Annotated in this window: 10 protein-coding genes; 3 read left to right on the forward strand and 7 right to left on the reverse strand. The window is 56.4% G+C overall.

Going from position 1 to position 13545, the window contains the following annotated elements; genetic code table 11:
• Positions 1–152: 152 nt before the first annotated feature.
• From E1180_RS09165 to E1180_RS09175, 3 genes are all read right to left on the reverse strand, one after another.
• Positions 153–1049, reverse strand: a complete 897-nt coding sequence (locus E1180_RS09165) for a DUF5996 family protein (protein ID WP_155190872.1) — start codon at positions 1047–1049, stop codon at positions 153–155.
• Positions 1050–1209: 160 nt separating this feature from the next.
• Positions 1210–1926, reverse strand: coding sequence for an SDR family oxidoreductase (locus tag E1180_RS09170; protein ID WP_155190873.1), 717 nt, complete (start codon positions 1924–1926; stop codon positions 1210–1212).
• A 148-nt stretch (positions 1927–2074) separates the two neighbouring features.
• Entirely contained in the window at positions 2075–4669 is a 2595-nt protein-coding gene (locus tag E1180_RS09175; protein WP_155190874.1) for an EAL domain-containing protein, read from the reverse strand.
• Between the two features lie 417 nt (positions 4670–5086).
• Here E1180_RS09175 and serA point away from each other — a divergent pair, with 417 nt between their 5' ends.
• On the forward strand, positions 5087–6331 hold the full coding sequence (gene serA / locus E1180_RS09180; protein ID WP_155190875.1) for a phosphoglycerate dehydrogenase: 1245 nt from the start codon (positions 5087–5089) through the stop codon (positions 6329–6331).
• A gap of 151 nt (positions 6332–6482) precedes the next feature.
• On the opposite strand, the gene E1180_RS09185 is transcribed toward serA, so the two are convergent.
• The 3 genes from E1180_RS09185 to E1180_RS09195 form a co-directional block, all read right to left on the reverse strand.
• Positions 6483–7745 (reverse strand): GGDEF domain-containing protein, encoded by a 1263-nt coding sequence (locus tag E1180_RS09185; RefSeq protein WP_155190876.1) that lies wholly within the window; start codon positions 7743–7745, stop codon positions 6483–6485.
• A gap of 284 nt (positions 7746–8029) precedes the next feature.
• Positions 8030–8656, reverse strand: a complete 627-nt coding sequence (locus tag E1180_RS09190) for a DUF1826 domain-containing protein (RefSeq protein ID WP_155190877.1) — start codon at positions 8654–8656, stop codon at positions 8030–8032.
• Positions 8653–9867, reverse strand: a complete 1215-nt coding sequence (locus E1180_RS09195; protein WP_155190878.1) for a GTP-binding protein — start codon at positions 9865–9867, stop codon at positions 8653–8655. The genes E1180_RS09190 and E1180_RS09195 overlap by 4 nt, the downstream gene beginning before the upstream one ends.
• A 249-nt stretch (positions 9868–10116) precedes the next feature.
• Here E1180_RS09195 and E1180_RS09200 point away from each other — a divergent pair, with 249 nt between their 5' ends.
• Complete coding sequence (locus E1180_RS09200) at positions 10117–11232, forward strand: hypothetical protein (protein WP_155190879.1); 1116 nt, start codon at positions 10117–10119, stop codon at positions 11230–11232.
• A gap of 76 nt (positions 11233–11308) precedes the next feature.
• Here the strand turns inward: E1180_RS09200 and E1180_RS09205 are convergent, their stop codons facing one another.
• The gene (locus E1180_RS09205; protein WP_155190880.1) at positions 11309–12382 is read right to left on the reverse strand and encodes a hypothetical protein; all 1074 of its coding nucleotides are present in this window, start codon (positions 12380–12382) and stop codon (positions 11309–11311) included.
• A 268-nt stretch (positions 12383–12650) separates the two neighbouring features.
• On the opposite strand from E1180_RS09205, the gene E1180_RS09210 reads away from it, so the two are divergent.
• Positions 12651–13400 carry a pyridoxine 5'-phosphate synthase gene (locus E1180_RS09210; protein ID WP_155190881.1) on the forward strand — a complete coding sequence of 250 codons (750 nt, stop codon included), beginning with the start codon at positions 12651–12653 and terminating at the stop codon, positions 13398–13400.
• Positions 13401–13545: the final 145 nt, after the last annotated feature.

The following is a 13545-nucleotide window of genomic DNA, read 5'->3' on the forward strand; positions in this document are numbered from 1 at the left end:
ACAGCAAGTAGCAGAATAATGTCGCAAAAAATGACTTAAGCATGTGTCCCTCCCGGACGCAGCACTAAGCCCCCCTACCGTAAAGGTAGCAGATCCGATCACATACAACAAACGACACCACCAAGCTCAGTCTTCGCCGTACGGCCAAGGCATCAAGCATGGGCATGCACCAGCTCCCTAGCAGGCCACTGCGCCTTGACCGCAGCCCCCTCATAAAGACTGTCGAGAAACGCGAGGATAGCAGCGGACGGATCCTCGGCTGTCCGGGCGTCCTCATATTTCAAGATCGCCAGCGCGCCGCCGTTTTTCTCAGCCCAGAATGCCGGTGCCGGTTGAAGTTCTACCTGGTTCATGCCTACCGGCTCCGGATAGGCATAGCCGTAAAAGGCAGCTTCCGGGAAGGTGTCGTCGCCGGGCCAAAACCCGACGGAAATCACCTCATGGGAATAGGCTTCCCGGTCCGACTGACGGCCACCTTCGAGCGGATGTGGCTTTCCTGAAAACCGCGTCACGACCAGGTCAAAAGAGTGCCAGTAAAGCTGAACCGGGGTCTGCTTGCCGGCAAAGCGGGTGCGGAACGCCTCAAAAACGCCAGAGATCGAACACAGGGCCCGCCAGAACCGGGAAACTGCCGCCGCATCATAGGCACGCGTCCGGGTGTCCTGCGCAAAGGGCGTTGTCGACTTGTTGTCATAGGGCGTGGCCAGAATCTCAACCGCAATATCTAACTCCGCAAGACGGGAGAAAACCGCATCATAAAAACCGGCCACGGTCAGGCCCGGCACGGAAAATTCGGCTTTTCGACCATCATTCCGCGTAATGATGACCCTGTGGTCCAGCGTGTCGTAGAGGATCTCGAAGCCGCTGTCCCCGTAGGGAATACGTCCCGTCGTCAGGCCGCTGATATGCGGGTAGAGCGTGACGTGCCACCAATGGTTCAGCTTTGGATGCGTCTTCATCCGGATTTTGCCAATGATCTGCAAAAATAGATGAAGCGTGTCTTTCGTCTCGGACCACTCGGTATAGGGCAAGGGCGGCAAGCTGATCACTGGAAGGCTCCGGGGTTGGGCAGGACGTCTGGGATGAGCCTAGGCTATTTGGAACCGGCAAGCCATCCGGCCCCGCTGAATTCGCTCTTCGAAGGATAAGAAAGTGACAGCTGTACCGTGGCCCCTGCCAAAGCACAGCTGTCGCGGTCCACTCCTGCGCTTACTCGATCACAAGCGATGAGACTGTCACGCTTGGGGGGACGTTCAGCATGAACAGAATAGCCTCAACCACTTCCCGGTTGCTAAGCGACTGACGCCCAGTATCGGCCGCGGTCCACTCTGCATCCAGCGGCGAGATATCATCGATGTAACTTGGAAAAACGGCAGAGACCCGCACATTGGTGTCTGCCAGTTCATCGGCAAGGCCTTGCACCATTCCGGCCTGTGCGGATTTTGACGCACGGAACGGCACGCCCCCGCCTGATTGCTTGCGGTTCTGGATGCCGCTGGTGGACACAACCGTATGGATGTCAGCATCGGGTCTGTTCAGAAGATTGGGAAGAACATGGCGCGTCAGGATCAACGCACCGCTCGCCGCAGATAAAAGACAGGACTGAATGTCCTCATCCAGCATACCGGACAAAGGGCCCGTCAGCCACATGGCGCCATTGTGGATCACCCCGTCCAGGTCCTCATGATTGGCGGCATGCGCTGTCCCTGCCACACTACAACTCTTCGCATCCGCAAGATCACAGGAAATCGTGGCGGCCACTTGTCCCGTCCGGTCCTTGATCGTACGAGCGGTTTCGGTGAGCATGCCTTCATGTCTTCCCAGCAGCACAACACGGCATCCGGCGTCGGCCATTGTAATGGCAAGCGCTGCGCCCAAGCCCCGGCCGGCTCCGGTGATTGCATATTTCCGGTTTGAAATCCGCATCTTTGACCTACTCCCAAGTCGTTGTCTTGAAGGTTCAAAGACGGCTTGATAGGAGCTCAAGTTAAGGTGAGGTCAAGCGGTTTATTTCCGCACGAAGGGTCCAGGCTGGACACCTGGCGAACGTTTCGATCCTTGGGAAGAAGAAGTTCTATATCGCGCCGGTATCCGCACGCGCGGCCTGACCACCGGTGCGGTCCGGCTCCTGCTCCAGATGGCGTAAAAGGTCGGCAAAGGGCATGGGTTTGCCAAAGTGGTACCCCTGAAGCTGATCGCATCCGAGCTTGGTCAGGATCTCGGCCTGCTCAGCGGTCTCAACGCCCTCCGCTGTTACGCCAAGATCGAGCGCCTGCGCAATTTCGATGATTGACCGCAGCAAGCGGAGGCCTGCGCTGCCCTTGGTGACAAGCGACGCCAGCCGCCGGTCTATCTTCAATCTGTCGGGGTTGATTTTCTGAAGGGCGACAACGGATGCGCGGCCGCTGCCGAAATCATCAACTTCAATCGAAATGCCGAGTTCTTTCAGCAAGCGCAAACGCTCAAGAAACGCGTCGTCCTGTTCCTCGAGGAAAATCGTTTCAAGCAGTTCAAAACAGATCTGCCCCGAATAATCCCTGACATGACGATGGAGAATTTCAAGATCGGCATGTGAAATCCTCCGTTCGCTCACATTGAAGGACAGTGCCAGTCCGGCATGTTTTCCGGCAAACGCAGGCGCACATTCCGCTATCGCTTTTTCGAAAATCAGGCGGTCTATATCGCTGTCGACATTAAGTTCGCGCGCCACCTCCAGGAATTCTGCCGGCGGCAGCAAACCCAGTTCGGGATGGCGCCATCGTGCCAGAGCTTCAACGCCCAGAATGCGGCCTGACCGCGCATCGATTTGCGGTTGGTAGTAAGGCTCGAATTCCTCTTGCTCGATTCCCCGCAGGACATCATCCGCCAATGCCTTGGCACGCCGCACATCCGCAAGATCCGACTGATCGAATACGGCCAGCTGCCCCCGCCCGTTCCGCTTGGCCTTGTAGAGTGCAACGTCGGAATTGGTCAGAAGCTCGTCTGTGCCGGCAAGCGGCGTTTGGGCAAGTCCGATGGACGCGCCAAACCGGCATTCCCGGGACTCAAAATATGTTGGCTTGGAAAGGTCGTTCAATAGCAGGTATCCAAGATCCTGCGGCCGTGAACTGCCGGAGGGAACATGCAGAAGAACGACAAATTCGTCACCGCCAATCCGGGCCACAAATTCATCCGCTGACAACCTGCCTGAAATACGCCTGGAAACTTCAACGAGCACATTGTCACCGGCACGGTGGCCCATTGTATCGTTGATCTGCTTGAACCGGTCGAGATCGATATGCAGGGCAGCAAGGTCGCCGCCCGTCTCCGCCCGTTTCTTGACCAGCTCCTCGTATTTCACGGCCAGATAGCGCCGGTTCGCAAGCCCGGTCAGGTCATCATGAAGCGCCATGTAAGTGATTTCGGAGTTCGCCTTCTCCAGCTTCTCGGAGTTTTGCTCCAACATGCGCCGGTGGCGGACAAGCTCGGTGGTATCGATCCGCAAGATCACGAGGTCGCCGTTTTCAACCCGTGACCTGAGCAGCCGGTGATGAACATCGCCGGGGAGTTCCAGGTCCTGAACCGGCTTCTCCACTTCTTCCTGCTGATGCGCGTCGGACATCCATTCTTCTTCGCGCCCAATCGCATTCGCGATTTTGCCGGCACGAATGGCGATCCTCGCAACTTCCGTCCGGTGCATACCTTCCTTCAGGTCGTTCGGGTCGTTGGCCATGGAGGCTCGGTAGGCGTCATTGCAAACGACAAGGCAGTCTTCGGCATCATAAATTACAAAGGGCGCCGGATAGGCATTCAGGGCTGCTATCAGTCGGGCCTTTATCGCCTCCGCAGCGCGCTTTTCGCGGACCAATTCGGTCGAGTTCAAGCGGATGATGATGTAATCGTCGTTGATAGACCGGTTGCGGAACAGCCGGTGGTGCACATCACCATCCAGCTCCACATCTTCTAACGGCCGGAACAGGGTCGAGGGCGACAGGATTTCGTTGATCCAGTCTTCTTCCCGTCCGACAGCGGCAGGATACCGGCCATGGCGGATTGCGCTTCGCAGCACATCCCGAAGATGCATACCGGGAACGATCTCCGTGATGTCATCCGCCATTGAAGCTGCATAGCCGTCATTGCGATAGACGAGGATTTGATCCTTGTCATAGATGACAATCGGATCCGGATAGGCATTCAAGGCGGACAAAAGCCGCGTGTGATCGGCAAGCAGATCCTCGTAGGACTGCGGCGGGATGCCCGGGCCATCACTTCGGTCACTCTCAGGGCTGCCGGGAAGGGGCCCGGCGTAGGTGGTTCCGCTCATGTCACGAAATGTCGCGCCAACAATGTGCTTGCCACGTTCCCCATCATGACAACCGAATGCCGAAACACTGATCGGCAGACGGGTGCCATCGGCCGTGTGGACCCTGACCATATCCGGCGGGCGGTGATCGGACATTTGCACGCGGTTCTGCAGGAATGAAAACGGCGAAGAGGATGCTGAACCGGCCAATTCCGTTACCGGTCGGCCGATGACATCGTCTTCTTGGTACCCAAACAACTTTGTGAATGCTGGATTGATATAAACAACGCGTACGCCATCACCGGCGCCGACATATTCCCCGATCGCAACGGCATCGCTGGTCAGGTCCAGAAATGACTGTTTGAGCGTTTCCAATTCCATAAGCATCCCGAAACCACCTTGAAGCTCAGGCTCCGTAAGGGAAATAGCATATGAACTCCATGTAAAAATTCTTATAAAGACAAACAACTAGCGTATTTTAGCAAATAACTCTGCTTATATTGTCAATGTTTACAATGAAACTTCCGCAGAAATCAGAAACACTTCATCTAATCCACATGCATTGAGAGCAAAAGCCAGTTTGGTGAGGCGCCGACCGCCATTTGATGTCGTTTCCCGCGTTTTGGCCGCCTCAATTGCACGAGCGCGACCTAGTTGCCTGAATTGGAAGTTGCCTCTTTCGTGAGACGCACTTCAATCCCACCACACTAGACGCGACACCGATCTGCGCGTATACGACACCGGCGTTTTCAAGGCGCCAACACCGGCGCTGAACTTCAAAGACAGACAAGAGGCTTTCCGCCCATGATTCACGGTCTTTCCCGGCCGAAAAACCAGATCAAGTGGCTGCTGCTGGAAGGTATATCCCCGACCGCGCGCGCTGTTCTGGACAAAGCCGGCTACACAAATATCGAGGTCCTGCCTGGTGCCCTCGACAAGGATGCGCTGATTGAACGGCTCCAAGGTGTCCAGATGCTCGGCATCCGCTCGCGGACCCAGCTCACCGAAGAGGTCTTGGACGCAGCAAAAAGTCTGGTCGCCGTCGGCTGTTTTTCCGTTGGCACAAACCAGGTGCACTTGCCCGGTACATTGACGCGCGGCATTCCGGTCTTCAATGCGCCCTTCTCCAACACGCGGTCTGTCGCCGAACTGACTATCGCCGAAATCGTCATTCTGATGCGCGGCGTGTTTCCAAAGTCTTCCGGCGCGCATGACGGCAAATGGATGAAAACGGCTGCCGGCTCGCACGAGGTGCGCGGCAAGACGTTGGGTATCGTCGGCTATGGAAACATCGGTACCCAGCTCTCGAATCTTGCCGAAGCCATGGGTCTGCGGGTGATCTACTACGACACCATCGACAAGCTGCAGCATGGCAACGTGATGCCAACGGACAGCCTGGATGCGCTGCTTGCGGAAGCCGATGTGGTGTCTCTGCATGTGCCGGATACACCGGCAACACGGAACATGTTCCGCGCCGAACAGATCGCCAAGATGAAAAAGGGCGCGTTCCTCATCAACAATGCGCGCGGTCAGGTAATCGACATCGACGCTCTTGCGGCAGCCCTGTCCTCTGGCCATCTTGCTGGCGCTGCCATCGATGTGTTTCCGGTCGAGCCCAAATCCAACAAGGACGAGTTCATCAGTCCATTGCGCGGTCTCGACAACGTCATTCTGACACCGCATGTCGGCGGCTCGACGGAAGAGGCACAGGACCGGATCGGCGAAGAGGTCTCCAAGCGCCTGGTAGAGTATTCCGACGTTGGGTCCACGATCGGCGCGGTTTCCTTTCCACAGGTTCAGCTTCCAAAAGGAACAGAGGCGACCCGCTTCATTCAGGTGCACCACAACGCACCGGGCGCCATGCGCACCCTCAACGACCTGTTCACCCGTCATGACATGAATATCTGCGCTCAGTACCTGCAGTCCCATCAAGACATCGGCTACGTGGTTCTGGATGTCGACAGCCCGGTGTCTGACCCGGTCAAGATCTTGGAAGAAATCCGGGCCCTGCCGAATACGATCCGCGCCCGTCTTTTGAACAGGGTTTAAAGAGCATTGGGCATTTTGTTGGAAACGCCCAAAGATGCTCGACAACTCCACAATCGATCAGCTTTGGGCGGTACATCGGATCCGATTTTTCGCCCGCTGATCTAAAAGCACGCGCCTGGCATAGATGCCGCCCAGCCGGTCGGACCTAGCGTCACTCAACATTGACTTCGGGGCCGCAGACGCGGTTGCGGCCCAGGTCCTTCGCTCGATACAGGCGCTCGTCGGCCCGCTTGAACAGCGCATGCAGTGTTTCCCCATCCTCCGGCGCGCAGGCAACACCGATACTGACCGTTATCGGTTCAGAGAGATGCTTTTCGCTGTGCCGCAGGATGGACTTTCGAAGTCTCTCCGCAAGCGAGATCCCCCCGTCGACCGGAAGCCGCTCGGACATCAACACAAACTCCTCCCCGCCAAACCGGAAAAGATGATCATCTGATCGCAGGTTGCTTTCCAGCAATTGGGCCACCGATATTAGGACTGTGTCGCCGGCCTGATGCCCCAGCCTGTCATTGACGGCTTTGAAGTTGTCGATATCGATCATCATCATCGAAACCGGACGGCCATGACCGAGGTTTTCCTGAAGCAGCTGCGCCGCGATCTCTTCATACCGGCGGCGATGATAAACACCCGTCAAAGGATCGCGATTGGCGGTCTCCAAAAGGTCTTTGTATCTCTCACGGTAAGTGAGAACCGCATAGACATCCTTGAATGATCTGTTGGTCAGCCATTGGCTCTCATGACCGAAGAACCGGAGATAGATGATGAAGAGACCCGTGTAGACACCGGTCGCAATCATCTTCCCGATCCAACCGCTCCAGAAAACATCCCAGGGCGCCCCAAGAAGAAAATGCAGGGCCAGGAAAAACCCGAACTGGTCAAAGGTCAGAACGACAGCGCCCGAGACCAGGAACCGCCAGCCAAGATGGCGGCCGAACCAATTCCCCAGCCGCTCATAAAGGACGATGATGGCGATCCCGTCGATAAAGAGCAACGTCGTGCCCCAAACCATCAACCACCCCATCTCGTCGATGAAGTCCATGTCGGGAACACGCTCACCTGCAAGCGGCGTGGTCACATGAAGGCCGAGCAGAAGCACAAGTGAAACGACCAGCAGATTGCCGATAAACAAGCCATAAATCGGCTGGCGGGCAACCATGGCGTCTTCACGGATGTAAAGGAGCAGGATCATCAAGAGTTTGCCGGCGAAAAAGACGACGGACCCCGGTGTCACGACCCCAAACGGCACCTGCACATAGAAGAAACTTCCAAGATATGTCTCGAGAAAATGCAGGACACCAAGCGCGCACATGAAGGCACCGAGGCCAATCATCCGGCGCGCGCGCAACAATCCCATCATGACCGTGAAGTAGACTATGGCCTGGGCAAGAAGTATCAGTCCGTTATAAATAGCCATCGCCGCCCGGCTTGCCGCTGCGTCAAACTATTTATAATGCATACATATACCGGCAGTTACGCCAATAGGAAATTTGAGTAAATACCGCTCTGTGTACAATTCTCTAAGCTGATTAGCTTGCCGCACCCCATTTCGCACTTATTACGCGAAATTCTCAGATCATCTCAACCATTCTCGCAATTCTCTCAAAAAATCAAAGCAGTTCAGAACGTGCCTAGCCGCTCCTGACGCGCCAGAGCAGTGGTTCTTCTGAGATCAGGAGCGGCTGGCGGTACCCTCTGCGATCAGCTGACCGCGTCAATCACGAGCAGAAGGCGCGTCTTTCCATCGCTTTCGCGACCGGGCGAGCGATGCAGCAATCCCGTCTTCTCCTCGTCAAGCCAGGTTTGCCCCCGGAACAGCGCAACGTGCCCGGTGTTGACCTGCCTGATACGGCTTGGCTCCATCTCAAACCCGGCCGGAACATATTCCGTCCCCGCGCCGCGATACGTGCACAAGAGCCGGGCCGGCACATTGTCAATGTGAAACTTCGGACACATGACACCGGTTGCCACATCCAGACGGACCCGGACCTGCCTTATGTCCAGTGTCTTTGCCAGCATGAGCGCAAGCGCCCCGACATCATCGCTCAACATGTCGAGTTCCGGGCCGTGGGGCGTTCCCGCCTGCTGGCAGGCTGACAGGACCGCAGAACTGGCCAGATGAAACGGAATGACAGTTCGAAGGTCCGGCAGCTGCTCCTCCGGCAACCCATCGATCCAGGCCTGAAAGCCCGGATCGCAGTTTCGTGACCAGATTGCCGCAGCGACACCCGGAGAGGCAATGTCAGACAGGATATCGGGATCCCGGCCAATCAAGACGTCCCGAGCCAGCCGCTGGCGCGGTGCGATCTTTTCCTGATACACGGTCATGCCGCCGCGCTGCCGCGCTGCCACACCGGGAAGGGGTCGGGCATATCCGCAAAAGAAGAAAGATCATTTCCGGCGCTCTCTGGAACAAGGCAAGCGTCCAAAGTGGCACTTACCTCACTCCAGTTGATCCCCGCCCCAATGAAGACGATTTCCTGCCGCCGGTCGCCAAAGGGTTCGCTCCAGTTCGAGCGGGCATAGGCCCGTGCCCTTTCATCCTGCGGCCACCGGCTCTCCGGCACCGAGGCCCACCAGGTTCCAATTGGGCTTACACTGGACAGCGCGCCAGCCAGTGAAAACTCGGCCACATAGTCCGGACGCGATGCCAGCCAGAAGTGCCCCTTTGCGCGGATAACACCCGGCAACGGGCCGTTCAGAACCGCATGGATCCTCGCGGGATCAAAAGGCCGCCGGGCGCGATAAACATATGAAGCAACACCATATTCTTCGGTCTCCGGCACATGGTCGGCAAAACCGTAAAGTTCCTTTGCCCACATGGGATGCTCGTGCGCTTTTTCGAAGTCAAACAATCCCGTGTTGAGGATTTCGGACGGATCGACCTCCGAGAAATCGGTCTGAATAATCTTCGCATCGGCATTCAGGCTGCGGATGATCTTAAGGGCTGCATCCACCTTGGCGGGCTCAGCGGCCCCGACCTTGTTCAGAACCACAACATCGGCAAACTCGATCTGATCGGTGAGCAGATGCACCAGGGTGCGGTCATCTTCCTCCCCGAGGGTTTCCCCCCGGTCGGCCAAGAAGTCATGGCTTGAATAGTCATTCAGAAGATTGACGGCATCCACAACGGTGACCATCGTGTCGAGCTTGGCGACATCCGAAAGGCTGTCCCCGTGTTCATCCCGGAACTCGAAGGTCGCCGCAACGGGCAACGGCTCGGAGATTCCGGTGGACTCAATCAGCAGGTAGTCAAACCGGCCCTCCTGCGAAAGCCTGCGGACTTCCTGCAAGAGATCGTCCCGCAAGGTGCAGCAGATACAGCCATTGGACATCTCAACCAGCGTTTCGTCGGTCTGGCTCAGTTCCGCTCCGCCAGCCCTGACAAGATCCGCATCGATGTTGACCTCGGACATGTCGTTGACAATGACGGCGACCTTGAGCCCTGCCCTGTTGTTCAAGACCCGGTTCAAAAGGGTGGTTTTTCCGGCACCGAGAAACCCGGATAGCACGGTCACCGGCAAACGGGACACAGACATGACCTCTCCTCAATATGTAACGTTATTACGTTACAGATATCGATAGATCACGGGACTGACAACACGTTTTTTGAATAATCCTCAAGCCAAGCATTCGCCCCTCCGAGGAAAGTCCGGAGAACAAACCCACGCCAGGAAAGTCAGGAGCTGCCTTTCCAACCCTTACCAATCCTTAATTTGGAAAGGCGCAGCCAATCGCCATCTAAGATCCAGGAATTGATATCCACTAAAACAGATAGGGAGAGTGAGATGGATCTGAACATTGGATGGCCCGAAGCGGATACAAGCGAATCGCCGTATGAGCCGCCGGACAGCATACTGCCGGCAGCCACGGAGGCTTCGTCTGCTCAGGAAAGGGCTCAGTCGCTGACCCGCTACCAGTATTTCTTTGTGCCCTCGCACCAGACTGATGAGGACGATGCGGAATGCATCACCAAGCCAGGTGCCTTCCTGCGCCTGGGCGCTTATTCCGATATCGAAGAGGAAAGCGCGCAGACGGAGGGTGGTTTGTCCGCCTATTATCCGAGCCGCTATATCGCCAGGGAATCCGAAGATAACGTCTTCAAGAACGCTGCCGGTTCCGATGCCGCCCAGAGCTGCGGCATCGCCTTGACCTGTGACGGCCGGGTCATGCTGAAAGCCGAGGAGGAGGTTTTCATCGAGGCCACCGATCTGGTGGACATTCATTCTGGCAAGGACATTAATCTCACGGCCGATACTGGACCGATCACGGCAGCAACAGGCGACAACTTCTCCGTCTCTGCCACCAAGAAAGTCAGCCTGCGGTCCGGCGCCAATCAGAATGAACCATATGTGCCACCCGCTGAAAACACATCAGGGGACACAGGCGTTGAAATCATCGCGGACAATGGCAACTCGGACGTTTTCCTCGAAGGAAAAGCGATCTATTTGCATGCGCATGGATCTCAAACCACGGACATCGATGGAGAGCAGACGACCATTGTGCGCTCTGACACCCTCGATGATATCTGGGGAAACAAGAAGTCAATCTTCCGAGGCAGCCACCTGTCGCTCTACTTCGCAGGCGGCCTCAGTTACCGCGCCAGCGCATCGTTTAATGTCTCGACATCCATTGATTTGAATCTCCTGATGACGGACTTCAAATTCGCAATTGGCACGTTTGAGCTGGTCAAATGGGCAGTCAACCTGAAAGAGATGAGCGTGAACAACAGTGTACTCGACACACAGATCACTCAACTCAGCAACAGGGTCTGCAACCTATCGACGGACACGGTGTTCTACGAAATGGACATTAGCAGCCTCTCGGCGAAAACCAGCCAAATCGCCACCGAAATGGGGAACATGAAGGCCTCGATCATGCAGCAGTGCAATGTGCAGCTCTAATCAGAGTGTGCACATTGCCCAGCGTCCATGAAGCGCCCGGTTTGACAGAATCCCCCCCAGAAAAAGTAGGGTTTTCTTAGATCTGCGCAGTATTTGCGATCTTCGCTTCCCAAAACGCAATCAGCGACTTCACGCTGCCGGTGCTGGCCGTCACAACGCCGGACTCCGCTTTTGTGGGAACAGCACTGACACTGACGGCGTCCGACCGCGCCCGTGTTGCCGTCGCTGCGACTTCCGCCGTGGAGGTTTTGGCCTTGAACATCGACGCCTTCACTTCAACCACTGTCTTGGTGATGTCGAAAACGAGAAATCCAACATCAAACAGTCCGATATTGATATCGATGGCTGTAGAGATGTTGAGGGAAACGCTGGCCCGGTAGGAGAAACCATATCCGAAGTAGAATTCGACATTGCGGCCTCTGAAGAAACACAGTTGGTTGCCCCAGATATCTTCATAGTTGTCGGCACGCATGATTGTGGAATTGTCTTCCGTGACATCCGCGGTGCTGGTGCCATTCACCTGAAGATAAAGCGACTTTCCTTCGATATAGACATCGGAACTGCCTTCGTCGGCAATGATCTCGATCCCTTTTTCACCGGAGCTGTTCACGGACCGCGTCGAGTAGGAATCGTTGGGTCCAATACCGGACCGCATGCTTACCTTTTTGGCTGACCGGACATTGTAGTTCTTCCCGGTTTTCAGACTGACATCTCCGGTGTCCGCGATAATTGTAATCTTGTCGCCGGACTGGATATGGATCTTTTCATCCGTGTTGATGTAAAGACGGTCAGACGCACGCAAAAGCACGCGCCCGTCACAGGCGAGCAGCATTCCGCAGCTCCCGGCGCCGTTCGGGCCGCCGGAGTTCACCGTCGCATCGCTGGCTTCGTCGCTGATGTGCTTGGCCGGATAAAAGGCTGGCATAACGCCATCGGCAAGCGCTGCATCTTCTTCAATGTCGGAGTAGCTGCCGAGCCTCAAAAACGCCCCGGGCGCGGATACACCATTGGTGCCACTGTCGCCGGCGGCCGGCACATAAAAATATTGATATCTGGTCGAGTATGGCGTCCCGCTGTCGTCGGCCGGTTCATCTTCGGGAGGCACGTTGCTCTCGATTTCATCCCCGGCGTCCAAGACATCGCTCTGCATAAGTCACTCCCAACTGTCACAAAACTGTAACACGGCATTTCAAGCACCAGCAATCTGGGTGTTTTGACAGGGGACGCGAACTGAGAATGGAACGGAAACGCCGCGTCAGGACTGCGCGAAACTGTCTTTGCCAGTTTGAGAAAACCGGCGGGAAATATTGTCCTTAGAGACAATATGACGTTTGACATCAAAGGCTTTTGAACCAATCTTCGGCCTTCGATCCGACATCTTCATCCACTACCCCAATAGACCAAGCCGGAACGACACCATGTCCGCAATCTCCCGCCTGTCCGTAAATGTAAATGCCGTAGCGATGCTGCGGAACCGCCGCGACCTTCCTTGGCCGAGCGTGACAGGACTCGCGGCACTTGCCATGGATGCCGGCGCGAAGGGGATAACCGTGCACCCGCGGCCGGACGAGCGCCACATCCGGAAGTCCGACGTTTTCGACCTGGCCGAATTGATCGAGGACCGGTTCCCAAACAAGGAATTGTGCCTGGAAGGCTATCCATCACCGGACTTCCTGAAACTCGTGGAAGACGCGCGGCCCGAGCAGGTCCTGTTCGTGCCAGACGACCCCGAGCAGACCACATCCGACCATGGCTGGGATTTTTCAAAAGACACCGGGATCCTAGAGACCGCCATTGCTGCATCGAAAGAGTGGGCCGTCACCGTGTCGCTCTTTTGTGACCCGGATCCAGCCTCTGCCGAACAAGCCGCTGCCCTCGGGGCGGAGCGGATCGAAATCTACACAGGTCCTTATGGCGCCTGTTATGACGATCCCGCCAGCGCGGAAAGGGAACTCGGCAAGATTGCTGCGGCGGCCGAAGCTGCTAGAAGCGCTGGCCTGGGCGTCAACGCCGGGCACGATCTCACGGTTGAAAACATCCCGCCCCTTCTGGAGCGCGCGCCATTCATCCGGGAAATGTCGATCGGTCACGGATTTACAGCCGATGCGCTGGTTCATGGGTTTGCGCAAAGCGTCCAACGGTTCCGCCGCGCGATGGGCGAACTTTGACGCGCGCCGGAGCCGGACCTGCATTCCATTTCAATTTGAAAACAGATCCACAGTTCGATCCATTACCAGAGGCAGACCGCCGCCCCCCCGCCAAACAGGCGCGCCTCCGGGAAGCTTAATAACCAATCCCTCCCAGACCGGACCA

The sequence above is a fragment of the Roseibium denhamense genome (assembly GCF_009711415.1).
Classification (GTDB): domain Bacteria; phylum Pseudomonadota; class Alphaproteobacteria; order Rhizobiales; family Stappiaceae; genus Roseibium; species Roseibium denhamense.